The organism is Prolixibacter denitrificans, from assembly GCF_003014495.1.
Classification (GTDB): domain Bacteria; phylum Bacteroidota; class Bacteroidia; order Bacteroidales; family Prolixibacteraceae; genus Prolixibacter; species Prolixibacter denitrificans.
The window spans coordinates 16670-41920 of record NZ_PYGC01000002.1; the positions used below are offsets into that span (position 1 = coordinate 16670).

At 47.7% G+C, this 25251-nt stretch carries 21 protein-coding genes; 8 read left to right on the plus strand and 13 right to left on the minus strand.

Going from position 1 to position 25251, the window contains the following annotated elements; translation table 11 throughout:
* Positions 1–179: 179 nt before the first annotated feature.
* The 4 genes from CLV93_RS03760 to rbfA all read right to left on the minus strand — a co-directional run bounded on the left by CLV93_RS03760 (position 180) and on the right by rbfA (position 4869).
* On the minus strand, positions 180–2255 hold the full coding sequence (locus CLV93_RS03760) for a sensor histidine kinase (protein ID WP_106540845.1): 2076 nt from the start codon (positions 2253–2255) through the stop codon (positions 180–182).
* Positions 2256–2422: 167 nt separating this feature from the next.
* Positions 2423–3649, minus strand: coding sequence for an ABC transporter permease (locus tag CLV93_RS03765; protein WP_106540846.1), 1227 nt, complete (start codon positions 3647–3649; stop codon positions 2423–2425).
* 12 nt (positions 3650–3661) lie between these two features.
* Positions 3662–4492: a class I SAM-dependent methyltransferase gene (locus tag CLV93_RS03770; RefSeq protein ID WP_106540847.1), complete on the minus strand. Its 831-nt coding sequence runs from the start codon at positions 4490–4492 to the stop codon at positions 3662–3664.
* Positions 4493–4527: 35 nt separating this feature from the next.
* Positions 4528–4869, minus strand: a complete 342-nt coding sequence (rbfA, locus tag CLV93_RS03775) for a 30S ribosome-binding factor RbfA (protein WP_106540848.1) — start codon at positions 4867–4869, stop codon at positions 4528–4530.
* 315 nt (positions 4870–5184) lie between these two features.
* Between rbfA and CLV93_RS03780 the strand changes: the two genes are divergently transcribed.
* The 5 genes from CLV93_RS03780 (at position 5185) to CLV93_RS03805 (ending at position 11650) form a co-directional block, all read left to right on the plus strand.
* On the plus strand, positions 5185–5937 hold the full coding sequence (locus CLV93_RS03780; protein WP_106540849.1) for a GntR family transcriptional regulator: 753 nt from the start codon (positions 5185–5187) through the stop codon (positions 5935–5937).
* A gap of 101 nt (positions 5938–6038) precedes the next feature.
* A complete protein-coding gene (locus tag CLV93_RS03785) occupies positions 6039–6479 on the plus strand; it encodes a YqaA family protein (RefSeq protein ID WP_106540850.1) in 441 nt (146 codons plus the stop codon).
* Between the two features lie 112 nt (positions 6480–6591).
* Positions 6592–7104, plus strand: coding sequence for a dihydrofolate reductase family protein (locus CLV93_RS03790; RefSeq protein ID WP_106540851.1), 513 nt, complete (start codon positions 6592–6594; stop codon positions 7102–7104).
* Between the two features lie 196 nt (positions 7105–7300).
* Complete coding sequence (locus tag CLV93_RS03795) at positions 7301–8314, plus strand: YeeE/YedE thiosulfate transporter family protein (protein ID WP_106540852.1); 1014 nt, start codon at positions 7301–7303, stop codon at positions 8312–8314.
* 549 nt (positions 8315–8863) lie between these two features.
* Entirely contained in the window at positions 8864–11650 is a 2787-nt protein-coding gene (locus CLV93_RS03805; protein WP_106540854.1) for a hypothetical protein, read from the plus strand.
* A gap of 203 nt (positions 11651–11853) precedes the next feature.
* On the opposite strand, the gene CLV93_RS03810 is transcribed toward CLV93_RS03805, so the two are convergent.
* The 6 genes from CLV93_RS03810 to CLV93_RS03835 are packed head-to-tail and all read right to left on the minus strand — an operon-like array spanning position 11854 to position 17526.
* Positions 11854–12567, minus strand: coding sequence for a DUF6090 family protein (locus CLV93_RS03810; protein ID WP_146141945.1), 714 nt, complete (start codon positions 12565–12567; stop codon positions 11854–11856).
* Between the two features lie 35 nt (positions 12568–12602).
* Positions 12603–13766, minus strand: a complete 1164-nt coding sequence (locus CLV93_RS03815) for a serine hydrolase domain-containing protein (RefSeq protein WP_106540856.1) — start codon at positions 13764–13766, stop codon at positions 12603–12605.
* 19 nt (positions 13767–13785) lie between these two features.
* Entirely contained in the window at positions 13786–13965 is a 180-nt protein-coding gene (locus CLV93_RS03820) for a hypothetical protein (RefSeq protein WP_106540857.1), read from the minus strand.
* A 24-nt stretch (positions 13966–13989) separates the two neighbouring features.
* A complete protein-coding gene (locus tag CLV93_RS03825; RefSeq protein WP_106540858.1) occupies positions 13990–14748 on the minus strand; it encodes a DUF4386 domain-containing protein in 759 nt (252 codons plus the stop codon).
* Positions 14749–14803: 55 nt separating this feature from the next.
* A complete protein-coding gene (locus CLV93_RS03830; protein WP_106540859.1) occupies positions 14804–15781 on the minus strand; it encodes an NAD(P)-dependent alcohol dehydrogenase in 978 nt (325 codons plus the stop codon).
* Between the two features lie 26 nt (positions 15782–15807).
* Positions 15808–17526, minus strand: a complete 1719-nt coding sequence (locus tag CLV93_RS03835; RefSeq protein ID WP_106540860.1) for an acyltransferase family protein — start codon at positions 17524–17526, stop codon at positions 15808–15810.
* 227 nt (positions 17527–17753) lie between these two features.
* Here CLV93_RS03835 and CLV93_RS03840 point away from each other — a divergent pair, with 227 nt between their 5' ends.
* Positions 17754–19814, plus strand: a complete 2061-nt coding sequence (locus CLV93_RS03840; protein WP_106540861.1) for a helix-turn-helix domain-containing protein — start codon at positions 17754–17756, stop codon at positions 19812–19814.
* A gap of 34 nt (positions 19815–19848) precedes the next feature.
* On the opposite strand, the gene CLV93_RS03845 is transcribed toward CLV93_RS03840, so the two are convergent.
* Both CLV93_RS03845 and CLV93_RS03850 read right to left on the minus strand, forming a co-directional pair.
* The gene (locus CLV93_RS03845; RefSeq protein ID WP_106540862.1) at positions 19849–20442 is read right to left on the minus strand and encodes a MarC family protein; all 594 of its coding nucleotides are present in this window, start codon (positions 20440–20442) and stop codon (positions 19849–19851) included.
* Positions 20443–20608: 166 nt separating this feature from the next.
* Entirely contained in the window at positions 20609–22819 is a 2211-nt protein-coding gene (locus tag CLV93_RS03850; protein ID WP_106540863.1) for a GH92 family glycosyl hydrolase, read from the minus strand.
* 250 nt (positions 22820–23069) lie between these two features.
* Here CLV93_RS03850 and trpS point away from each other — a divergent pair, with 250 nt between their 5' ends.
* Positions 23070–24077, plus strand: coding sequence for a tryptophan--tRNA ligase (gene trpS, locus CLV93_RS03855; RefSeq protein WP_246187189.1), 1008 nt, complete (start codon positions 23070–23072; stop codon positions 24075–24077).
* A 283-nt stretch (positions 24078–24360) separates the two neighbouring features.
* A complete protein-coding gene (locus CLV93_RS20205) occupies positions 24361–24498 on the plus strand; it encodes a hypothetical protein (RefSeq protein WP_153637026.1) in 138 nt (45 codons plus the stop codon).
* Positions 24499–24777: 279 nt separating this feature from the next.
* Here CLV93_RS20205 and CLV93_RS03860 read toward each other — a convergent pair whose 3' ends face one another.
* The gene (locus CLV93_RS03860; RefSeq protein WP_106540864.1) at positions 24778–25242 is read right to left on the minus strand and encodes a MaoC family dehydratase; all 465 of its coding nucleotides are present in this window, start codon (positions 25240–25242) and stop codon (positions 24778–24780) included.
* Positions 25243–25251: the final 9 nt, after the last annotated feature.

The following is a 25251-nucleotide window of genomic DNA, read 5'->3' on the forward strand; positions in this document are numbered from 1 at the left end:
TACCCGGAATAATGAGCACACCAGTATTCTGATTGCGCAAAAAATTCCTGCTTCGTTGGTGGAAATATCGGAGGCTCTGGTCTTCCTAAGTCAGATTTGGAAAAGCACAAATAAAGTTATGAATTTTTAAACAGGAATGGAATCGAACATCAGCCTGTACCTCTAAATAGCTATAATGCTCAAATTGAATGCTTCGCATAGCTATGTACCGACATAACAAAATCACTTCCTTCGCCGGGCTTACTCCAAATCTCAAGCTCTCCTTTGTTCTGATGGGCTATCTCGCGACACAACTGCAATCCCAAACCGGTTCCCTTTTCGTTATTGGTTCCGGCAGAGGTGAACTCAATTCCCTGGCGAAGTTTCTGCAGGTCTTCCTCGTTAATCCCTATACCGTCATCCTTCACATGAATTTCAAGTCGGTTATCTGCCACCGAGCGAACAAACACCTTGATGCTGCCACCTTCAGGGGTGAATTTTATGGCATTGGAAACCAGGTTGCGAACGGCCAACTGTATCGAGTTCGAATCAATAACGGCTTCATATTCCTGATTCAAATCAAGTGTGAGTGCGATTGATTTTGACTGAGCTGTTTGCTCCAGTTGCTCAATACTGTTCTTCAATATCTTGTTCAGGCTATGCCTTTTCAATTCGTATTGCACCTGGTTGTTCCGGCTTCGGCCCCACACCAACAGGTTATCGACCAAACCAACGAGCGAACGGGCTGAAACCTTCATTTCCTTTCTTAATTCGCGGCGACTGGCGTCATCCAATTCATCGCCATCCATCAACTCCATCACCTGAACGAATACAGCCAACGGCGAACGCAAATCGTGCGCAATGATAGAGAACAGTCGATTCCGGCTTACCACATCCTCCTTCAAACGTTTGTTTTGTTCTGATATCGACCGGTTCTTGTTCTCAATCTCTTCTCTTTTCTGGTTAATCTCTTCCGTACGTTCGTTCACCAGCGACTCGAGGTTGGCATTTACCAGTTCCAACTCACTCGTCAATTTTCTTTCGTTCCGGATGGTCATGACAAACCGCTTTAACATGATGGCTGTCTCGATGTAAATAAACACCACAAAACCGTACTTCATCAGGTACTCACCGTAATGAATCTCGAAGGCATTGGCGACCAGTATGTCATGTAAAATGATGACCAGGATTAGGCTAATCCCAATCAAATGGTAACGGGCGAACAAAACTTTCCGACCGGCCATCTTCAACGAGAAATAGAAGATCAATATGCCTGAGAGGAAAACAAGCGCATAAAAAATGAACAACGAATACGCGAATATCCTGACCGGCAGAAACAGTATCCCCAGACCACAGAAAACGGTTATGTAAGTTACCAGCCGATTCCATGCATAAAATGCCTGATTTCGGTAGAAATAATAGTAGTACCAGTTGAAGAACATCAACGCCAGGAACGTAGACAGATATTCAATCCTGATGAGCCAGGTCCACGATAGTGTAAACAGGTCGTTGATCAGGAAATTGTCGTTGACCAGGCTACGCACGACGACAAACCAGAGCGAAAGACTGAAATACAAAAGGGATTTCTCTTCACGGTAGTAAAAAGCAAAAATGGAATAGAAGATTCCAAACGTAACAAGGAATATCAGCGCCGAGAAAACAAAGTAGTTGTCGTGCCGCATCTGTCGGCTGACCGATGCCGGCGTTCCCAAATATACAGGCTTCCAAAAGCCACCTCTTCGATGATGAAAATTGGATACCTGAATGACAATATCAACAGGTTGCTCACCTGCTACAAACTGGATATGTCCGGGACGGTAACACGGAACCGACGAATCAGTAGAAGTCCCTACTTTTCCATTCTTGTAACGGAGTTTACCATCGATAAAAAGTTTGAAGGCAGAATCGAAAACGGGAACCGCCAGGCTTAATGTGTCACCATGGGCTCCCGGGATGGTCAAACGGGCATGATACGTAGCATACCCGCTTCCAGGAAGAGACTCTCCATCAATGGAATATTCGGTCCAGTAGGCAGGAATTCTGACCGTTTGAGGCTTTTCGCGAAAAGAGCGTCCCGAAGAAAGACTATCGGGACTGACCAGCTGTTTCCAGTAGAATTCCCAGGTGCCGTCCAGTTTGACGGGCTCCCCCTGCTGCAGCTTCTCTAAAGGGATGTTCACGACACCCTTCGAAACGAGCTCGGCTTTTGAATGACCGGGCAAACAGCTCCAAATTATCAGCAAAAAGAAAATATATAGTGGTCCCTTTTGTCTCATCCTTTCTTTTTAAAGCACATACCATCAACCCACACATAACCAAGCGACTAGAACAGAGAACACTTCTTCCTCCGGCGTCAAACAAGTCGGGTTATTCCCTAAAAGCAATAACGTCTCCGCTCCGTAAATATTCTTACAGACCGATACTTTTCTCAGAAAAAATGTGATTAGTATGACTCGTTGGTGAGGTACTTGCCGGAAATAAAGCGAACCGGGAACCAGGCCGCAAAAAATCCGATGACCAGAACGGAAATAAAGATGGCCGTCACATCCATGGGAATGATTTTAACCGGATAAGCATCGATAATGAAGGAGGTGCCGCCAGTAAGTTTTAGCAATCCGTATGTTTGCTGAAGCCAACTGACAACCAGTCCAAGTGAGGTACCCACAACGGCACCAATGATGGAAATTGACCAACCTTCGAAGAGGAAAATTTTTCGGATAAGACTGTGATTGGCTCCCATACTTTTCAGGATGTTAATGTCTTCCTTCTTATCGAGAATCAACATGGTGAGTGAGCCAACAATATTGAACGATGCAATGAGCAAAATGAAGACCAGGATGAGGTAAACGGCCCACTTTTCGCTTTTCATAATCTTGTACAAGTAATCGTGCTGCTGATAGCGGTTTTTCACCACAAACCGGTTGCCCACGAGTTCCTGTATTTTTTGTTGTGTTTCTTTGACGGACGCATCTTTCTTCAGTTTTAACTCAACAGCGCTGACGCCGGTAGGCATTTCGAACAACCGGCGGGCAAATGCCATGGGAACAATCACGTACTTCGAATCGATTTCCTGCTGGATACTGAATATCCCGGTAGGAAAAATAATATCGTGGTTGAAATTCCCGACCAGTCCCATACCCATGGTTCGGCCCCTTTGCGGAACATACACCTGAATGGGATTGATAAAATTGAGCCCGACCGAAAGGTAATAAGCCACTCCCTGCCCAATGACAGCGTAGTAGTTGTCCGCGTCTTCCAGCTTGAATTTGCCATCTACCAACATCGTATCGATACCGGTCATCTGCTGAAACGATGGACTCACGCCCATGATGGTGGCAATGTATTGTTGATTGCTGTACCGGAGCAGTGCATTCTCCTCGATAATCTGTGCGTAATCCGCCACCTCGGGCAAATTGCGTATCTTTTGAAATACCGCCGTGCTGTCCTGGAAACTTTTTCCTTCGGCAACGGTGATTTTCAGGTCAGGGTCAAACGATGAAAAGAGCGATTTGATCAAGCCGTCGAAGCCATTGAATACCGACAAAACCACCACCAGTGCCATCGTCCCCACCGACATCCCCACGATGGAAATTCCGGAGATGATGTTAATGATGTTGGTCTTCTTCCGCGAAAGCAGGTAACGCTTGGCTATGTATAACGGCAGGTTCATCGCGTATCTTCTTTAGGCTGGTTTTTCGGCTTTCACCATCAGTCCGGTTCCGGTTTCATGCTTTCCGTGCACATCGAAATAGTTCAGCAAAGCAGAAACAGGATAAGCCACCAGGTAATAGAAAGGCAGCACCACAAAAAAGATTTTGGAAGCGCCCAGCATCTGAATTGGATATTTCATCGAAAGACGCCAGGAGATTTTTCCCGGGGCACCGTATGTATATCGCACATCGATGTTGGTAAATCCGGCTCTTTCCAGCTTTTCGCGAATATCCGTCACACCATAGCCGTCGCGCACGTGTTCATCGATAAATCCGTGGGCATCTTCCTCGTGGTCGTGATCGTGGCTATCTGAACCGCCCTGATCGGACGGAGTGGAAATGAACAGTACGCCGCCTGGCTTCAGTGATGCATTAAAATTCCGGAAAACCTGCTCGTCTTCCAGGATATGTTCCATTACGTCCACCGAAAGAATCAGGTCGTAAGTTTCCGGCTCATCAAATTTGGTCAAATCCGCTTCCGCGAAATGCACCCGTTCGCCTTTCCCAATACGGCTAAAAAACTGGTTGCAATCAGCTATCTGTTCTTCTTTTACGTCGACACCTTTGATTTGTGCCTTCGGAAAAAGCTGGCTCATCCGGTAAGTGTACTGACCAAAGCCGGAACCGGCGTCCAGGATTTTCAATTCCTTGCCGGTATGTGACTTGCCCCACTTTTTCAGCTCCCGACTGACGTGCCAGGCACGCAACAAAAGCATATCGAGCAGTGAATAGAAAACTTTGCGTAGAAAAGGCGTCCGGTTGAAAGCTTTTCCCAGAACGCGTTTAATCGGATCGTATTGCATGTGCCTGAAATCGTTTAAAATCGAGCGTTTGTAATTTATTTCAACAGGTTGTCAATGTTTTCGATGTAGTCGAGACTGTCATCCAGGAAGAACTCCAAATCGGGAATTACCCGCAACTGATGACGCACAATCCGTCCCAATTCACCGCGCAAATGCCCTTTCCTGTTGTTGATGTGATCCAGAATTTCCTGCGCATTGTCCGACGGGAAAATGCTGAGATAACAGCGAGCCAGTGACATATCGCGGGTCACCCTCACAGTCGTTACGGTAATCATCTTTCCCTGAAAAAGCATCTGGGTTTCGCGTCGAAACAATTCGCTCAGTTCCTTCTGTATCAACCGGCCAATTTTATTCTGCCGGGTACTATATTCTTTCATTCTCTGTCTTTTTTCTTTTGCTATAAATAACGGTCCCTTCGAAACTCTCCACGAATGGTATAAAACAGGAACCTATATGTCATGATATTTAAGCGCAAAGGTAAATAATTATGACGGAAGATAATTCATTGCCCAATTACTGCTGCTCATTTATCAAAAAATGACTCTCGTTTTTCGTTTGAGCCTTGACTTTTCACTGAATCGCCGTATATTTATATGTGCAGACATAATATGCAAACTGCTTATGAACTGCGGATAAACAACTAATTATTGATTGTGTTCCGGATGTAACCATCCAATCGACATCATTACCGTATGAAACTCAAAATCGACCACAACAGTTCAAAGCCCCTGCATGCCCAGGTAGAAATTCTACTGCGCAAACTGATCGAAAAACCCGAATATCAGGAAGGTGCCTATTTGCCCAAAGAGGTTGATTTAGCTAAAAAGTTAGGCATATCGCGAAACACCGTCAGACAAGCGATCAACAAGCTGGTATTTGAAGGATTGCTTATCAGGAAAAAGGGACAAGGAACGACTGTCGCCCCAAAAACAAATCACACGCCACCGGTTGACGGAAAAGCCGTTGCCCGACAGGTTCCGGTAGATGAAGAACCGCTGCTTACTCTTCAGACGAATGCGGTGCGGGAAGATGCCAACGAAACAGTCGCCCGGTTTATGCAAATTCCGGAAGGAACACCCGTTTTGAAAATCACCCGGTTGGAAGGAAATGACGACGAACCGGTAGTGTACCTGGAAAGTTACTTTCATCCCCGCCTCGGATTACACGAAGACATGGATTTTTCGGGGTCCATGAACCACATTCTAACCAACGATTTATCGGTAGTTCTCTCACTTTCAAAGGAAAAGGTAGAAGCCCGGCCGGCATCGACTATCACTGCCAAGCGACTGGGCATCACTACCATCGATCCGGTACTGGTTCGTGAACGCTACGTTTATGATACCGACAACCAGCCGGTAGAATACACCACCAGCTTTTACAACGCTTACAAATACGCCTACAACATTGAGATTCAGCACAACCAGGTTGTCTACCCAGACGTTTAAGCTTTCTCGTCAAAACCAAGACGGAATTTTCTCTTCTTTGTTGTTATATCTTCGGTTACCGACATCACTAACCTATTCATGTTTAAACATAGAAATTACGAATGGAAGCGCTGGCAACATACGGTTTAATTGGTCTCTTTGTCGCTGCCTTTGTGGCGGGAACCCTCATTCCGTTTAATTCGGAAATCGTGTTGAGTGCCGTTCTGATCGCCGGTGCCGATTTGATGACCGCACTCGTTGTGGCAACCATCGGTAATTCATTGGGGGGACTGGTGACCTATTACATGGGACACATCGGGAAACCGGAATGGCTGGAAAAATACGGCAAGGTGAAACATGAAAAGCTGGTGCAAATACAACCGCAACTCAACCGGTACGGGCCCACAGCTGCAACGCTTTCGTTTGTTCCCGGACTCGGTAATGTTATCATCCTCGGGCTTGGTTTCTTTCGCATTGCTCCATTCTGGAGCTTCCTGTTCATGACATTCGGCAAGCTGGCCCGTTATGCTGTTTGGGGATACATGACCGATTTAGTGATTTAATACCCCGAAAAAGTCGACATTACTGAACCGACTGTTGCCTAAATAGTTGTATCTTTTTACACTGAAATGAATTTGTAAGAATCTCGATTATTAACCCTACGCTAATGGGTCCATGCGAAAGCTCATTCTGAATATTGCTATTAGCCTCGATGGCTGTATTGAAGGACCGAACGGTGAGTTTGACTGGTGTTTCACCGACCAGGACTACGGGATGACCCAATTCATGAAGCAGATTGACACGTTGTTGATGGGACGGAAAAGTTACGAAGTGCTCACTTCCTCTTCCACTGACCCATTTCCCGGCAAAGAGTTGGTCGTTTTCTCCCGAAGGCTCCGTAATCTCGAACCTCCTGCACGACTTCATCAGGGAAACCTGAAACATACGGTGACGCAGTTGAAAGTCCAGCCCGGAAAAGACATCTGGTTGTTTGGCGGTGCCGACATCGCCGGACAGTGCCTCGATCTGGGTTTGGTCGACGAGATGCAGCTGGCGGTTCATCCCCTGTTTATTGGCAATGGAAAATCCTTGTTCCGTTTGCTGAACAGGCGCCGAAACTGGAAATTGAGTGAAACCAAACGCTTCGATACCGGTCTGATTCAACTCTTCTACCGGAAAGATCAGTAGTCAACAACCCTCATTCCGGCTATCGTTGTCACGATATATCAATAACCTGTCGTTATTGAGTATAATGGAATTGTATTTGCACACACGATTGATTACCACTTACTTTACCATCGAAAACCAACACTCAAACTCATGTTGGTACTTAACGTCTTTCCTATCGGAAAAAACATAACCGAAACGATTAAATAAGACAACTATGAGCCTTCAGATTTTAGTATTCGGCTTCCTTTTCGGAGCCATTCTTCAGCGGGCGCAGCTGAACAAATACAACACCATCAGCGGAATGGCAACGCTGGAAGACTACACCGTAGTCAAAGCCATCCTCGTCGCCATCGGACTGGGCATTATGCTCATCAACTTCGAAATCGGAACCGGGCAAGCAATCTACCATGTAAAACCGTTCATTGTTGGCGGCATTATGCTGGGCGGATTGATTTTCGGAGCCGGCATGGCCATTCTGGGTTACTGCCCCGGAACCATGGCTGTCTCACTTGGCGAAGGCTCCATCGACGCTTTGGTCGGTATCGTAGGCGGCTTGCTGGGAGGGCTCATCTTCACTGCAGTCCTGCCTGCCATCGAACCCATTCTGGGTCCCAACTTAGGCAAGATTTCCCTCTTTACCATCATGGGTGAGCAAACCACTTACTGGTTTTACTTTCTGACGATTTTATTTGGCGCCGCAATGATTCTGCTCGCCTTCTATTTCGATAAAAAACACAAAGCTCCGAATTATCGCTGGCTGTTTGCCGGTTTGGCTTTGGCTGTTCTCAACGCGATGGTATTTCTGAAAGTGACTTCCAACCGGCCCATTGGTGCCTCGACGAGTTATCCGTATGTAGCTGACCAGCTCACCGGGATGACCAACAACGGTTATTTTGGTAAGATTGCTACTCCGGGACACTGGGAACTGGTTTTTCTTTTCGGAGCACTGCTGGCCGGACTGGTCTTCTCTCTGCTGTCGAAAGAATTCAAAATTACAGCCATTCACCGTCGCTGGGAGCATTACAAAGGCAAATCGGTTAGCAAACGATTGGTGACCGCTTTCATTGGTGGCTTCATTCTCATTTTCGGCGCACGCATGGCCGGCGGATGTACCAGCGGGCACATTCTCTCCGGAGGCATGCAATTAGCCGTGAGCAGCCTGGTATTTGGCATCTTCGTTTTTGCCGGCTTGTTGATTACCGGAAAATTATTCTACAAGAGAAAGTAACTTCCAATTAGATACCCCTTTCGGGGGAAAAACTCCTTTCTATGTTCAGACATAATGAAAGGAGTTTTTTTATGATGAGACGAAAGACCCCAGACGCTAGACAGAAGACATTTCAGGTTCCTGTCGTTCCTATGGTTACTGTTGTTGTGCTCCAATCGACAACACCGCTATTGCGGTCGAAACGGCCCAAGTGTTTCAATCTTAACCCACTCGCGACCACTGAAGGCACCTGCACTATAATCCCGGGGTGGCAAAACCTACGGTTTCTTAACCCCGGGCTATGAAGATTACACCCCTCTGGGGTATTTGGGGCATCCCGTTCAATTGCTCTCTCCCTATCGCTCCTCCATTATCCTTTCGTGATTTTTCTGTTGCAAAACGGCGACAGCTCCAGCTGGCACAATAGCTATCCATCTCACTGTTTTGGGGTTACCTAAGCAATGTTTTTGTAATCCTTCGAAAACCCTTTTGTAACTCGTTGGTTATCCCTTTCCAATCGTATAACTTAGACTGGTTCAAAACAGACTTGACAACTGACAATTAGATACTATGAAAAAGCTTTTCACTGCTTTTGCGGTACTCGCTTTCGGGCTGATTCTTTGGTCCTGCCAGCCGCAAAAGAAAGAGGCCGTTGTGCTAACGGCACCAGCCGGCGATCGGTTCACGAAGATTGTGCCGGGCGGCGAAACCGTACTTCCCAACGGACGGCTCATTACGCCTTTCGGGAATACCTTTACGGTGGCGCCACACCCGTTTGGTTTGACACTCAGCCACGACGGAACGGTGGCCGTAACTGCTAACTCGGGCATATCGCCACTCTCCATTTCCATTTTGAAAAACATCACGTCGAAAAATCCGGACATCCGACAGGTACCTCCCGGTCCATCGACCGACCGCGGTGTGCTGGCTTCGGTTTTTATGGGACTGGCTATTTCACCGGACAATAAAGTAGTGTACGTAGCCGGCGGACAAACCAACCAGATTTATTTGTTCGACATCAACACCGGGGAAAAACTGGATTCCATTGATTGCAACGTGATGGCCGATGGCGAAAAAACTCCTTTCGGTTACATCGGTGATATGGTCCTGAGCAAGGATGGAAAAACCCTTTATGCGGTCGACCAGATGAACTTTAGGCTCATCATCGCAGACACGCAAACGAAAAAAGTGCTGTATTCGGTTCCTACCGGAAGATATCCTTTCGGAGTCACCCTTTCGCCTGACGAAAGCAAGGCGTACGTGGCCAACGTGGGTATGTTCGAGTACAAGAAGATTGACCACATCGAGTCGGAACACAAGATTGACAAAGCGTTGAAGTTTCCGGCGTTTGCTTACGGCTCGAAGGAGATGAAGGACGGAACGGTTATCGACAGCATGAAAGTGCCGGGCCTCGGCGACCCGAACGTTCCCGAGTCTTTCTCGGTGTGGGCCGTATCGCTGAAAGACACGCCACATGTAACGGCCAAAATTAAAACCGGAACGCTGGTGGGCGCCAAAGTGGAAGGCATCCCGGCCGTGGGTGGCTCGAGCCCGAACTCGGTGGTAGCAACTGACCAATACGTTTTCGTGAGCAACGGAAACAACGATAACATCTCCGTCATCGATGCAAAGAGAGATACCATCATCAAGGAGATAGCCCTGAAGCCGGCTGACCCCTTGAAGCATTTCCGGGGCGTTATTCCGTTCGGTCTGGCCGTTTCGCCGAACCAGAAAAGGCTGTACGTAGCTGAATCGGGCATCAATGCCGTAGGTGTGATTGATATTCCCTCGTTAAAAGTGCTCGGCCACATCCCGGTAGGCTGGTTCCCCTCGAAACTGAAAGTAACGCCTGACGGGAAAAAGCTGATTGTGGCCAATGCGAAAGGTTACGGTGCCGGCCCCAATGGCGGCAGAGACTTCAAGGAAGGCCCCGAAGGAACCTACATCGGCAATCTGATGAAAGGAACCGTTACTGTGATGGACATTCCCGATGACTGGGAATTGACCTCACTCACCGACAAGGTTATCCATAACAATTTTAAAATCCAGGCGGTGACGGATGCGATGAAAGGACGGGAGAACAACCCGATTCCGCTTTACGGCGGACAAAAGGAGTCACCCATCAGGCACATTGTTTTCATCTCGAAAGAGAACCGGACGTACGACGAAATTTTCGGTCAGTTGAAGAACGCCAACGGCGACCCGACCATTGCCCGTTACGGAAGCGATGTAAGGTTCACCAACCATGAGGGAACCATGAAGGTGGAGCACGCCACCGTGATGCCCAACCACCTGAGACTGGCCCGGCAATTCGGCTTTGGCGATAACTTTTATGTGGATTCGGATGTGTCAGCTGACGGACACCGCTGGCTGGTGAATACCTATCCCAACGAGTGGGTGGAAACCTGTACGCCGGCCAGCTACGGCGGCAACCGCCGTTACAATCCGGAATCTACGGCACCCGGTGCTTTGGCCATGAACGGCGCGGCAGGAGCCATCTACCCCGAAGATTACAACGAAGCCGGTTCGCTTTGGGATCACCTGGAGCGCAACAAAATCGACTTTTACAATTTCGGGTTCAGCGTGATGTTCGAGCCTGCATTCTACGACAAATCGTACAAGTACACCGGCATTAAGCAGTTTGCCAACTTCCCGGTGCCGCAGCCCATCTTCACCCGCTCGTCGAAGGCATACCCGACGTTCAACATGAACATCCCGGACCAGTTCCGCATCAGCCAGTTCATCAAGGAATTCAATCAGAAATGGATTAACAGCACCGATACGATGCCGAGCGTGCTGACGGTTATCATTCCCAACGATCACGGAGCCGGTGAGCGGCCAACCGAAGGGTATCCTTTCCGCGAAAGTTACATGGCCGACAACGACCTGGCGGTAGGGCGCATTGTGGAATTTCTGTCGCACACGCCATATTGGAAGAGCATGGCGATTGTAATTACCGAGGATGACGCGCAGAACGGTGTCGATCATGTGGACGCACACCGCAGCGTGCTGATGGTGATTTCGCCTTACGCGAAACATCATTACGTAGGCCATGTGCACTACAGCTTTGGAAGTATTTTCAAAACGTTCTGGAATGTGCTGGGACTGCCTTACCTGAACCAGTACGATGCCGGCGCTACCGACCTGGCCGATATGTTCACCGACAAGCCGGACTTCACACCGTACGAAGCCGTTCCGGTAGACCAACGCATCTTCGACCCGAAGAAAGCACTCGACCCGCTGGACGAAAACTTCGACTGGGCTGCCCTCAACAAAGGTCCCCAACTCGACGACCCGGATGACATGGTGAAAGACCAGAAGGAACAGCCGGAGTACCGGACGGAAGATCAGAAATGAAAAGAAAATTGATAATGAAGTCCCGAAATTTCGGGAGAAAATTAAAGTCCCTGAGGTTTCGGGGACTTTTTTATTTTATTGCGTGTAATGACTTAACTTATTTGTCGCATATTTTGCGGTGATTAGTTACTATATTCGCCGCAAAAGCATTTAATAAGTAATGTCCAAAGAAAATGAGGAAGCAAAATAAAAGTGGCTAATGTTCATTTCTCTACCCCCAACTCCTCATCAATCAACCCAATTAGCGCTTTGATATCCTCCAAAGCCTGGTTGTAGGCGCCTTCTTTGCCTTTGGTCAGGAAGAGGCTCTCGATGAGAATGTTTTGCAGCTCGACAGAATAGAGTTTTTCGGGTTTTATGATTTTCAGCGTGGCATAGTTGATAACACCTTTCACTTCGGGCGACAGCTCGTTGATGATGATTTCCCAATGGATTTTCTCCAACATGTTCATGTAATTGTAGGTCACCTCCAGCTTTTGCAGCTGGCTGGTAATCCCCCGGTTCTTCAGTAGCTTCAATTCTCCACTGTTCACCAGTGTCTCATAGATGTTGCCGCTGCGTTGGAAATCGGAATACCGCGACAGGTTCATGACGATGATAGCCAGTGTGTCTATTTGACTGCGGTCGTTGGCGAGCATCAGCCGGTTCGCATACTCGTACTGCCCCGAGTAGAAGTTGTTGAACGCCTGTACTCGAAGTAGCTCGTTCCGGTCATCAACTACCTGCCGCCGGATATTCTGATAGATTTTCTTCTCATTCGCCTTCTCAATGCGGCGGGTATTCCAGTTGTTAATTTGCAGGGCAATCAGGATTCCGATGACCAGCAAGACAATCTCGCCCACTGCATACAGCAGGTATTTGCTGAATCGCTCACCGGAAAGAAATTCGAATCGCATTTTACGAAACACTCGGATCATGGTTATTCATTGGTTAGTTGGTTCAAACGCTTTGCTCATCCCATCGCAGCCAGGATGTAGTTTTTCAGAATCCGGTACTGCTTCACCTTCGAGGTGTAATTTCCCCCGGTGAACACCACCACGGCATTGAATTCAGGAATAACAACAATTTTCTGTCCGCCCCAGCCCAGGGCCGAAAACATCAGGCCGGTAGCCGAGTATTGCTTGGTCCACCACGTGTAGCCGTAACCGACTCTACCCAAATCCTCTCCGGGTACTTTGATGCTGTGGTTTCCGCCGTAAGGCTCCGCACAATGGCTCACCCAGTCGTCGGAGAGTAACTTATGCCCGTTTCCGTTCAGATGATCGAGCATCGCTACGCCAATTTTCACCATATCGCGCGGAATCATCTTCACACCTCCGGCTGCGTGCACTTCGCCCGTCTGATATTTCAACCACCAGTCAAAGGTTTCGATGTTCAACGGCTTGAACAGGTACTCAGCCGAGAACTGATCCAGCGTCATCCCGCCGGTTGCATTCTTCAGGATGGCATTCAGAATTTCCATGTTTCCGCCGGAATAGTTGAAGTGCGCCCCGGGCGGTGCAAACAGCGGCGCTCCCAGGCTATATTCCACCGGAGTCATCCCGGAAAAGTAGATGGCAATCTGATCGTTTTTGATGCTAGTCAGCGGAGCGCCCCATTCGTCCCACGCCAGGCCCGAAGTCATGGTCAGCAGGTGCTCGATGGTGATGTACTCCCGGCCGGCCCTTTTCAGATGTTGGTATTCCGGCAGATAATCGAATATCGACTGCTGCACGCTATCGATAAATCCTTTTTCGATAGCAATCCCGATGCACAGGGATGTGATGCTTTTGGTTACCGAGTGCACGCAATGTGCCATATCGCGGTCCCAGTTCACCCATTCTCCGTAATGTTTCGGTGCATCCCACTGGTATTGGTGTCCCGGGAAATATTCCTCCACCACCAACTTACCGTCGCGGTAAATCAGCATCGAGTGTACTTCGCCATGGCGACCATCCCGAATCCGCTCAACAGCCCGCTTGATTAAGCGTTTATCCATGTTCACCTCATCCAGCGACCCGGTGACAAATCCATCGTTGATTTGCCCGGGAGGCTGGTAGGTGTACCGACTGGAAACCTGGCTCTGGCAACCAACAAACAGTGCCAGCATGGATAAGATGAGAATCGCTTTTTTCATGGCTTGGTTAGTTGTCTGTTCACTTCCGTCCTCCAATGATGGCGGTAAGAATCAAGCCCAGGCCCAAACCTCCTAAAAGGCAACCAACAAAGGCCAATGCAGATGTTTGCAGGAAAAAGAATCCTACGCCTAAGCCCAGCAGTAAACCACCACCAGTTGCCCAGGTACTTTTGTCTTCAATTTTTACTTTTTCGTCCATTTTTAGATCCTCCGTTTTGTTTTGTTATATCTGAATATTAGATGTGGAAGTATATATCTCTTGATGATTGATATTCAACCCCCTGAACAAAAGCCAGAAGCCAACAACTAATTCAAAAAGACCGCTCGGAAACCAGAAGATTATTTGATTTATCGCCATGGCAGCATATTGGGGAGCCAGAAGATACATCAGGGAGTGAATGAAAATGAGGGCAAATGAAAAGATTCCAAAAGCTGCCAATATCCGGGGGATATATCCTGACTTGAAAAACAAATAAGAAAATATCATCATGTCCAGCCCCAGAAATACCATAGGAACTGAAAATATGGCCATATGCGATTTGATAATTAGAGTTAACGGAACCTGCAACTGTTCAGGCGTAAACACTTTCAAATATGCTTCTCCATCTAAAAGATGCAAAGCAATGAAAACGACCAGTACAATAACTGCCGAGATAATGGCCTCGACCAGCTTCAAAAGAAGCGCAAGCAAAGCAAGATTCCGGCCTTCCGGTTTGAGTATCCGATAGAGAGTCCACCCCAGTATGATCAAACCTACCGGCATGAGCAGTTCAATTGTCATACCCAGACGGAATAGTAGCTCACTTTCCAAAATATTATTAGCTGTCGCCGAGGCATTTGTTCCAATACTAAATCTGGAAAGTATCAGAGTCCAATTAAGCGTAGGAACGATAAAGGCCAACAGGAACATAAAGCCTGCTATTTTTGCAGCCTTTTGTTGTGATGAATCGACGATTTGACTTGTTGTTTTATCTAAATTCAATTTGAATTCCTCCGTTTTCGGTTTATTAAGATTAATTGAGTACTTATTTTTTTGGTCATGATACCACGTTGATGATTACGTTTCCTTTTTTGTGGCCTTTATCGACATACCGGTGCGCCTCTACCATTTCGTCGAACGGATATACCCGGTCGATCACGGGACGAACAGCTCCGCTCTCCAGCAACTCATTGAGAAACTTCAGATCACCTTCTTTAGCTATAGCTGTTTGGGTGATGATTTTTTTGCGACTGGTCAGCGAGGTCCAGATTCCCCGGATGGTCTGCATGAACCGCTGATCGGCCAGGATGTAAACACCGTCTTTTTTCAGTGAACGAATGCATTTCGTAAAAGGACTTCTTCCGACCGTATCGAAAACAATGTCGTAGGTTTCGCCAATCTTCGAAAAATCTTCTTGTGTGTAATCGACCACTTTGTCGGCACCAATGGATTTCACCATTTCGAGATTGGCCGTGCTGCACACGCCCGTTACCACTGACCCGAAGTATTTGGCCAATTGTACCGCATAGGTACCCACCGCACCTGATGCTCCGTAAATGAGAATCTTCTGACCTTTCTGCAGATTCGCTTTCCGCAGAAAATAGAGGGCGCCAATGCCCATAAACGGAATGGAAGCCACTTCCTGGTAAGTTTTCCCGGCAGGTATTTGGGTGATGATGCCATCTTCCGGTATTGTAAGGTATTCGGCATAGCAACCCAACTGCAACCATGACGGCGCCCCATACACCCGGTCGCCAGGCTGAAAGCGGGTCACTCCTTTGCCAACCGATTCTATTTCACCGGCAAACTCAACGCCCAGAATGGAACTTTTGGGTTTCCTCCAACCCAACATATAACGGGATGGTATCCAAAACAGAAGATGTACAACAAATCCCCGAATCCGGACATCGCCGGCGGTAACCGTTGTAGCATGTACTTTTACCAGTACTTCGTGATCGCGGGGGGAGGGCTTGGCGACCTCCTGAAACTGTAACACTTCAGGAGGTCCATACTTTGTGCAGACAATAGCCTTCATTAAGTTAGCCTGTTAGATAATTAAAGTTATGACTGTTGCAGCAGTTTTGCAATTTCAGGACGCGTGGTTTTGAGCCGTTCGTAGTCCAGTTTCAGCCCAAGCGGACCAAATACCTTCCCGAAATAATCGTAAATACCTTTCACCGCTTCGAAGGGAACCTGTACGGATTCGAGGGCTGTAGAGCCGGCGTTGTTTTTAATGGATGCATCAGCGCCATGCTCCAGCAGTGCCTTCACTATTTCCGTCCGGCAGAAGAAAGCAGCCGTGTGTAAAGGCGTGGAACCATCGTTGTTCCGGAAGTTGACATCGGCTCCCGCTTCAATCAAGGCCAGTGCCATTTCGTTCCTTCCAAAAGTAGCAGCCGTCATCAACGGACTGGAACCACCCGAGGATTCTTTCATATTCAGATCGGAACCGGATGCAATGTGCTGCTGTACCGCTTCCATATCACCGAGGACGATGGCTTCGTGCAAGCTGACTTTTGGATTCGCTTTCGCTTCGACCGGTTTTGCCGGTTGCTCCGGCTCAGCAGTAGCTGATTTCTGACTTCCTATTACTATGAAGGCAAACAATGCGCCCACCATAACAGCACCTGTCGCCAGTTTTAAGGGAACATTCGGTTGGAAAACCCGGCGATAGACAATCACCAGCAGGTTACTCACCGCGTACGTCAAAATGGTCAATACGGCATATTTCACCAAAGCCGGAACCGGTGCATACATGAGTCCAACGGCGATCAAGCCCATCACGATAACGTGAATAATGTACACCGAGTAAGAGCTTTTATTCAGTTCGTCCATCAACCAGTTGGTTTTATTCAGGCTAAAGCGGAACGCATAAATCAATACGTACAGGAAACTCAACATCGAAATCACAGCCGACATATGGTAAAAAAGCCTGTCGACAAACGGGTCAACAAAGTAGAAGTTCCTTCCGGGATTGATGATATTGAAGAACAGGTTCAGCGCTACTGCCGTGAAAACCAGCAATGAGAAGGTTAATACCACATTTACTTGTATATACAGCTTTTTATTTTTTGTGCCCGATTCAAACACCTTCTGCTTGTTACAAAGGGTTCCCAACAGGAAGGACATAAAATAGATCAACAACCTTTCCCGCTGAAAATCGAAAAGCGCTGTATGCGTCCAGCCCATCAAGCCGGATTCGGAAATAACCATACCGTAAAGTACCCCGAAGACGAAGGTCAAAACCACACCCGTTTTCAGTGAAATTTTGAACGATAAGAGGTTGAGTTTGTACAGTGCCAGGTAAATCATCTGAAACAAAAACAGGATGGGTAAGAACCACAGCCAGTTCTGAGTCGGATTATTGGCAAAGAAGTACAGGTCGGTTCCGGCACGTTGGAACACGTGAAAATAGGTGTACCAGGCTTCCTGCGGCAGGCCTCTTGAGAAAAGAAAGATCGCTTTGTAAGCGGGAATCAAGGTTAACACAGCAATCAGCCAGGGAAGCATAATCCGCTTCAGTTTCGACTTCACGAAACCCCACGTATTTTTGCTTTTTAAAGAATAAGGAATAAAGTATCCGGAGATGAAGAAGATACTGAACATGACAAAGAGGTCCAGATACATTCTGATTAAGCCAATGGAATTATTTTTCACCGGGTCGACAACAATCCAGTTGCCTTCGAGGGCTTGTTCATAAACCAATCCAGCGTGCAACAGCACCACCAGGAAGATGAGGAAGGTCCTCAGATTGTCCAAAAAATAGATTCGTGTTTTCATGACCGCATCGTTTAAATTTCGACTTTTGATTGACAGTGTAAAGTTCCGTCACACGCTGACGCAAAGCCTATCAACCATGCCGTCAATCGTATCAAGTTTGACGAGCACGCGAAAATTATGACGCAGGTATATCAATTATGACGCAAACGACGACGAAACGGCCTGAAATGGGGGTGTCAAACTTTATGCGTAACTTTTGCAAAAATTACCTGATGCCTGACTGAATCATGCCTGAATCCGGAACCATCGAGAACGATTTTTTAAGCAAAGCGACCGCCGCCATTGAAGAAAATTTGTCGAACGAGCAGTTCGGCGTATCGGAGCTGGCCCACGAAATGGGCATGAGCCGCTCCAATCTTCTCCGCAAGGTGAAAAAGCTAACCAACCTTTCGGCCAGTCAGTTTATTCGGCAGATACGCCTCGAAGCTTCCATGGAGCTGCTGAAAGAAACATCACTGACCACATCGGAAATATCGTACCGGGTTGGATTTGGCAGCACTTCCTACTTCATCAAATGCTTCCGCGACCACTACGGCTATCCGCCCGGCGAAGCAAAAAACAAGGCTTCCGCCGAAGAAGAACCGGTTCCGGAAGAACTTCCGAAAAAAAAGAGAAGTCTGGTTTGGCTGTGGGCTATTATCCTGGTTGTTATTACCGCCAACATCATCTATCTCATCGTTGGCCCGATGGCCGAAAAGCCCAAAACACAGGAGAAATCCATTGCCGTGCTGCCTTTCATCAACGATAGCAACGACTCCACCAATGTCTACATCATCAACGGTGTGATGGAATCCATCCTCAACAATCTTCAAAACATCCAGCATTTGCGGGTGATTAGTCGCACTTCCGTGGAAAAATACCGGCAGCATCCTGAGCTCATCTCCGAAATTGCCAAAGAGCTCAACGTAACTTATGTGGTGGAAGGCAGCGGACAGAAAATCGGGGATCATATCCGGCTGAATGTGCAGCTGATTGAAGCAGATGGCGACAAACACCTATGGGCGGAACAGTACAACCGCCAAACGAAGGATATCTTCTCGTTGCAAAACGAAATCGCTAAAAACATCGCTGAGAAGATTGAGGTCATCATCACACCGGAAGAGCAAAAGCGCATAGACAAAGTGCCAACCCGGAATTTGGTTGCTTATGACTATTTTCTGAAAGCACAGGAATATTTCCACAAAGGCACCGGCGAAGGACTCAAAAAAGCCCTCCCCTTGTTCCAAAAAGCGGTGGAACACGACCCGACATTTGCCCGCGCCTACGCCGATATTGCCATTGCGTACTATTATCTGGACATTAGTCAAACCGAAAAACAATACGGTGCCGAAATCAATGAGAATGCCGACAAAGCACTGCTGTACGATTCGCAGTTGCCACAGAGTTTAATGGCCAAAGCGCTGTTCTATATGCACAGTAGGGAGTACAAACTGGCGGAACCCTACCTGCTGAAAGCGCTGGAATATCACCCCAATTCCGCCATGGTCATCAATCTTCTGTCTGATTTTTATTCGACTTACTCACCCAATGCGGAGAAGTACCTGGAATATGCGCTGAAAGGTGCGCAACTGGATATTGCCGCCAATGACTCGGTGACCGCCAGTTTCATCTTCCTGCACATCAGCAATGCCTTTATTCAAAGCGGTTTTGTTGATGAAGCCGCAAAGTACATCAATCAATCGCTGGCCTATCATCCCGATAATCTCTACTCTCAATATGTGAAAGCGTACATTCAGTATGCCCGTAATCCAGACCTGCAAAAATTACGGACTCGTTTGATTGCTGTGCTGAAAAAGGATACCAGCCGGTTGGATGTTTTGCAGGAGGTGGGAAAAATCTGTTACTACCAGCGCGATTACGAAAGCGCGTATCGCTATTACCAACCGTTCATCGCCGCCAAAGAAAAGTATCACCTGGCGATTTTTCCGGGCGAAGATGCCAAAATTGGATTGGTATTAGCCCAGGTCGGACAAACCGAAAAATCAGCTGAATATTTGCAGAAATACAAAGCTTTCGCTGAAGGCGACCAATCCATTTACAAGCACTTGAGCCTGGCGATGTATTATGCCTACGAAAACCAAACGACCAAAGCAATTGAGCAGTTGAAGCTTTTTTCAGAGCAACAGGACTACTACTACTGGGTGATTCTTTTCCTCAAAATCGATCCACTGCTCGATAATATGAAGGACCATCCTGAAGTCCGGAAACTTCTTCATACCATCGACATCAACTTCCAAAAGCATCACCGGGAAATGAAGGCTTCGCTGGAAGAGAAAGGGGTAATTTGAAGTTACGGATGAAAAATCAACAATAAGCTAACTATCAAAGTATCTGCTTGAAACCGTCCAACAGCATCTGTACAGCCATCATCACCAGAATCATTCCCATGAAGCGCTCGAGAGCGATCAGTCCGCGCTGTTTCAATACCTTAATGAGGGCTGGTGCCACCAACAGGATAATGAAGGACATGATCCAGGCAATCACCAGGGAAAGTACCAAACTGACACGGTTCGCGGGGCTCCCCTGCGTCATCAGGATTAACATGGACAGGACGGACGGTCCAGCGATCATCGGGATGGCAATGGGAACAAGAAAAGGTTCACCGCCCGGCGTTTGTCCCATCACTCCTTCCGGTTTCGGGAAGATCATCCGCAGACCAATAATCAGCAGGATAATTCCTCCGGCGATGGTCACCGCCTCTTTTTGCAGGTGCATAAAATTCAGCATTGGCCTTCCGGTAAAAATGAAAAATACCAAGATCCCCAGGGCAATCAGCAGCTCCCGGATGATGATGGTCCGCTGACGTTTCAGTTCAATTCCTTTCAGCACTGCCAGGAGTATTGGTATGTTACCAATCGGGTCCATGAGCAAAAACAATAAAACGGCTGCCGACCAGATAGAATTTCCTGATTCCATGATGATTTAAATTGATTAGATTACACTTTTGTCCAAATCAGAATAGAGAACAAGATTCCGGCAGAATAGTTTCCTGCTGAATTTGCCTTTGCAATAATAAGAAAACCCGTCAGGTTCTGGAAGCCTGACGGGTTGAGCACGGGGAACGAACTCCCTGATAATATCTTTACTGAAAAAGTTGCTTGTTGGGTTCCGGTCCCATATCGAAGACCAGTGTGTCGCCGTTCATAATTTCGTCCTGCGTAATGTACGAACGATGCAACTCCTGTCCGTTCAGTTTCACCGACTGCACATACAAGTTGTCCTCCGATGCGTTCGGTGCCTTTACCGTGAACACCTTGCCGGGAGCGACGGTAATCTGGGCTTCCTGCACAATCGGAGAACCTAACTGATATTGCTGATCAGAAGGACTGACCGGGTAGAAGCCAAGAGCACTGAACACGTACCAGGCCGACATTTGGCCACAGTCTTCATTTCCACAAAGACCGTCGGGTGCGTTGTAGTACATTTCGGTTTGAATCTGACGGTTCAATTCCTGCGTCCGCCATGGCTCACCTGCATAGTTGAACAGATAAGTGATATGGTGACCAGGCTCGTTACCCTGTGCATAACCGCCAATCAGGCCCGAAATGTCAGGTGAAGCTTCGGCACCTTTTACGCCTTGTTTCAAAGCAAACAAAGTGTCGAGCTTGTCAGCGAAAGCTTTTTTGCCACCCAGCAAATCAATCAGACCGGGCACATCCTGCGGAACTTCCCACAGATACTGCCAGGCATTTCCTTCGGTATAATCACTCTGACGATGCTTGGAATAGGCCGGATCAAAATCGCCTGTCCAGCTTCCATCGAGCTTTTTCCCACGGAAGAAACCAGTCTTCGGGTCGAAAATATTCTTGAAATTCCGTGACCGTTTCAGGAAGTAATTGTAATCATCGGTTTTGCCCAGTTTCTTCGCTACAAGAGCAACACTGTAATCGTCAATGGCATATTCGAGTAGTTTGGAAACTGATTCATTCACTTTATCAGCTGGTATGTAACCCAGTTTTTTATAGTAATCCAGTCCGTCACGATCCGACATCATGGTATTTTTCATCGCCTCGTAGGCCTCTTCGCGATTGAAATCGCCAATATTTTTCAGGATGGCTTCCCCAACAACCGGTACGCAACTGTTGCCTACCATACAGAACGTTTCGTTGCCTTCCAGTTCCCAAACGGGTAACAGGCCGGTCTGCCTGTAATGGTCGAGCATGGTTTTTACCATATCGTTCACACGGTCGCGGTGCATAAACGTAAACAGCGGATGCAAGGCACGGTACGTGTCCCACAACGAGAAAACGGTGTAACGCTTGTAACCGTCCGCTCTCATCGTGCTGCCATCGACGCCTTTGAAATCGCCGTTCCGGTCGGAGAAAAGTGCCGGCGCTACCATGGTGTGATACAGTGCGGTGTAGAAAGTAGTTTTCTGGTCGGGATCGCTTGACTTGATGCGAACTTTATCGAGCTCTTTTTCCCATGCATCGCTGGCTGCCTGGTGTACTGCATCGAAATCCCAGTTATCCGGCGCCGATGCGAGATTGGCCATGGCATTGTCCACCGAAACGGAGGAAACCGCCACTTTCACCATCACCTGGTTTTCACCGAACGTGAATACGCCCACTTTCTCGGTATCCGTCGGCGCATCAAAAATTTTCGATTTCTGAATTGGCGCACTGAACCGGGCTACGAAGAAAACGTGCTGGTCGGCCGCCCATCCATGCGAAAAACGTTTTCCGGTGATGGTATGATCATCCACTACCGTGATGGCAGTTTCGTAGGGTTTATCCCAGTTGATGGCAAATCCCAGGTTCAGCATAATGTTGTGCTCGCCCTCGTCAGGGAACGTGTACCGCTGCCATCCGGAGCGCTCGGTTACCGTCATTTCGGCCCGCACATCGCGATCCTGTAATGTTACGGCATAATATCCCGGCGAAGCCATCTCTTCGTCGTGCGAGAAAGTAGCCGCATACTTTTTGGTAAAGTCGGCGTTCTTTTCACCCGGCTTGTATGTTACAGGCTCATTCACCGGAAGGAAAGAGAGATCGGCCAAATCGCCGATGCCGGTTCCACTCAGATGCAAATTCGAAAATCCGGAAATGATGCTGTCGGAATAGTGGTAACCGGAACACCAGTCCCAGCCCGAAACACCGTTGTCTGGGCTCAACTGTATCTGTCCGAAAGGATAAGCCGCTCCCGGATAGGTGTGTCCGTGGCCGGCGGTTCCGATAAACGGGTTGACAAAATCGGTCAACCGTTCCGGCTGCTGCACTGTCTTCTTTGTTGGTTGGCAAGCCACTGCCAACAACATAATCCCGGTAAGTAAAGGAAGAATGTTACGAATCATTGGTCACAAAAGTTTGTTTTACAAATAGGATAAAAATTCACTGATAAAAATACCGAAAGTTCCAGAATAGACTAAAAATTATAAAAGTAAATCCGTCTGAAAACATTTCCCGTTTACGGATTTCTTACTCACAATGATTCAAACCGGAAACAATTGCCTAAGCCGGAGCCGATTCATCCTTCCCCTTTCGGGAACATTTGCTATTTTTGCATCTGTTTTATTCATAAGCAAATCATAACAACACAACGATATGACCACCAAAGTGCCTACAGTTGTTAGCGGAATCCGCTCAACCGGGAATCTTCACCTGGGAAACTATTTCGGGGCGGTAAAGAATTTCGTGCAGATGCAGCATGACATGAACTGCTATTTTTTCATTGCCGATATTCACTCGCTGACCACGCACCCACACCCCGATCACCTGTACCAAAATGTACGGCAGGTACTTTCGGAATACCTGGCCTGCGGACTCGATCCGGAAAAAGCCACACTGTTTATACAAAGCGATGTTCCGGAAATTACCGAAATGTACACTTTCATGAACATGAATGCGTACCTGGGCGAGTTGGAAAGAACGACTTCATTTAAAGATAAGGCGCGGAAGCAACCCGATAACGTGAATGCCGGCCTGTTGACTTACCCGGTGCTGATGGCGACCGACATTATCATCCACAAAGCACATTTTGTCCCGGTAGGAAAAGATCAGGAGCAAAACCTGGAAATGGCGCGTACATTTGCCCGCCGTTTCAACCGGATGTACAAGGTGGAAGAGTTCCCGATTCCCAAACCTTTCACATTCGACGGAAAGGATATGATCAAAATACCCGGACTGGACGGTTCAGGAAAAATGGGTAAATCGGAAGGTAATGCCATTGGTTTAGCGGAAGATCCGAAAAGCATTCGCAAGAAAGTGATGCGCGCTGTAACTGACGCTGGTCCGACCGAGATGAACCAGAAAAAGCCGGAACCCATTCAGAACCTGTTTACCCTGATGGACGTGGTTTCGACGCCTGACACCGTGAAACATTTCGACGATGCTTACAACAACTGCTCCATCCGTTATGGCGATATGAAGAAGCAGCTGGCCGAGGATATTATCAACTTTACAACGCCCATACGTGAACGAATTGAGGACATCGTGAAGGATGATGCCTATCTGGGAAAAGTAGCCCAAATGGGCGCTGAAAAGGCCCGTGCATCGGCTTCTCAAACACTGAAGGAAGTGCGTGAAATCATCGGTTTCCGGAAATTCTACTAACGGATTAATCCACTTTATCATTATAAATTTTAAAGACCCTGGCTGATGCCGGGGTTTTTCATTTGCGGCTATTGCACGCTAAAAAAACAAATGTGCCCGAAATTAGAGCATCTCCCAATTGAATGCCTTAATCAGAGACCATTTGTATTCCTAAATTGCCTACGACTTTGGTTAAGGATGACATCCTGATACACTGCGAATGCGGGAAACCGTGAAATCGATCGGTGGCAGACTTTCCCGGTATGGGAAACCATGAAACCGATCTGTGGCAAACTTTCCCGGTATGGGAAACCATGAAACCGATCTGTGGCAAACTTTCCCGGACATGGGAAACCGTGAAATCAATCCGTGGCAAACTTTCCCGGTATGGGAAACCGTGAAATCGATCCGTGGCAAACTTTCCCGGTATGGGAAACCGTGAAATCGATCCGTGGCAAACTTTCCCGGATGCGGGAGTTCGACACCCCGCCCAAAAGACTAAAATTACCAACCCCGGATGAACGAAAACTCTAACCAGCCGTTTTCTCTAATTTCAAGAGCACCCCCCACGACTGGTACAACAGGAAAGTACCGATAAAACAAACGCCGCCGGTAAGCCGGCGACGAGCATTGATATGATGAATCCTGCCAATAAGACGAGCATGCGGAAAACATGTTTCATGGTAATTTCCGTCAACCCGGCTTACAGGATACCGGATGGTTATTCGAAATGGTAGAGAAAAATCAGCGTGGCAGTGAGTGCCGGCTTTTTGCTGTCTTTAATTTCCAGCGTTACGTCGAGCTGTGCTTTGGTGATGCCCCGGAGGTTCATGATGGAATTCACTTTGGCGTGCAGCCGTACTTCGCTGTCGACACGGACTGCTTCCATAAATTTCAGCTTATCGATTCCATAGTTCACGAGCATTTTCACGTTGTGGAACTCGGCAATCTGCTCCCACAAGTAAGGCAAAACCGAGAGGGTCAGGTATCCGTGCGCGATGGTGCTTTTGAACGGGCTTTCGGTTTTTGCCCTTTCCGGATCGGTGTGAATCCACTGGTGATCGAGGGTGGCATCGGCGAACAGATTGATTTGATCCTGGGTAATTTTCAGGTAGTCTGACGTTCCCAAATCCTTACCATCATACGCCGCAAACTCTTCGTAGCTGCCAATAACTAATTTACTCATTGTTCAATT

Excerpts from the sequence above, each read along its gene's own strand:
- CLV93_RS03760 (WP_106540845.1), bottom strand. The coding sequence starts at position 2,255 with ATGAGACAAAAGGGACCACTATATATTTTCTTTTTGCTGATAATTTGG.
- CLV93_RS03765 (WP_106540846.1), bottom strand. The coding sequence starts at position 3,649 with ATGAACCTGCCGTTATACATAGCCAAGCGTTACCTGCTTTCGCGGAAG.
- CLV93_RS03770 (WP_106540847.1), bottom strand. The coding sequence starts at position 4,492 with ATGCAATACGATCCGATTAAACGCGTTCTGGGAAAAGCTTTCAACCGG.
- rbfA (WP_106540848.1), bottom strand. The coding sequence starts at position 4,869 with ATGAAAGAATATAGTACCCGGCAGAATAAAATTGGCCGGTTGATACAG.
- CLV93_RS03780 (WP_106540849.1), top strand. The coding sequence starts at position 5,185 with ATGAAACTCAAAATCGACCACAACAGTTCAAAGCCCCTGCATGCCCAG.
- CLV93_RS03785 (WP_106540850.1), top strand. The coding sequence starts at position 6,039 with ATGGAAGCGCTGGCAACATACGGTTTAATTGGTCTCTTTGTCGCTGCC.
- CLV93_RS03790 (WP_106540851.1), top strand. The coding sequence starts at position 6,592 with ATGCGAAAGCTCATTCTGAATATTGCTATTAGCCTCGATGGCTGTATT.
- CLV93_RS03795 (WP_106540852.1), top strand. The coding sequence starts at position 7,301 with ATGAGCCTTCAGATTTTAGTATTCGGCTTCCTTTTCGGAGCCATTCTT.
- CLV93_RS03805 (WP_106540854.1), top strand. The coding sequence starts at position 8,864 with ATGAAAAAGCTTTTCACTGCTTTTGCGGTACTCGCTTTCGGGCTGATT.
- CLV93_RS03810 (WP_146141945.1), bottom strand. The coding sequence starts at position 12,567 with ATGATCCGAGTGTTTCGTAAAATGCGATTCGAATTTCTTTCCGGTGAG.
- CLV93_RS03815 (WP_106540856.1), bottom strand. The coding sequence starts at position 13,766 with ATGAAAAAAGCGATTCTCATCTTATCCATGCTGGCACTGTTTGTTGGT.
- CLV93_RS03820 (WP_106540857.1), bottom strand. The coding sequence starts at position 13,965 with ATGGACGAAAAAGTAAAAATTGAAGACAAAAGTACCTGGGCAACTGGT.
- CLV93_RS03830 (WP_106540859.1), bottom strand. The coding sequence starts at position 15,781 with ATGAAGGCTATTGTCTGCACAAAGTATGGACCTCCTGAAGTGTTACAG.
- CLV93_RS03835 (WP_106540860.1), bottom strand. The coding sequence starts at position 17,526 with ATGAAAACACGAATCTATTTTTTGGACAATCTGAGGACCTTCCTCATC.
- CLV93_RS03840 (WP_106540861.1), top strand. The coding sequence starts at position 17,754 with ATGCCTGAATCCGGAACCATCGAGAACGATTTTTTAAGCAAAGCGACC.
- CLV93_RS03845 (WP_106540862.1), bottom strand. The coding sequence starts at position 20,442 with ATGGAATCAGGAAATTCTATCTGGTCGGCAGCCGTTTTATTGTTTTTG.
- CLV93_RS03850 (WP_106540863.1), bottom strand. The coding sequence starts at position 22,819 with ATGATTCGTAACATTCTTCCTTTACTTACCGGGATTATGTTGTTGGCA.
- trpS (WP_246187189.1), top strand. The coding sequence starts at position 23,070 with ATGACCACCAAAGTGCCTACAGTTGTTAGCGGAATCCGCTCAACCGGG.
- CLV93_RS20205 (WP_153637026.1), top strand. The coding sequence starts at position 24,361 with ATGGGAAACCATGAAACCGATCTGTGGCAAACTTTCCCGGACATGGGA.
- CLV93_RS03860 (WP_106540864.1), bottom strand. The coding sequence starts at position 25,242 with ATGAGTAAATTAGTTATTGGCAGCTACGAAGAGTTTGCGGCGTATGAT.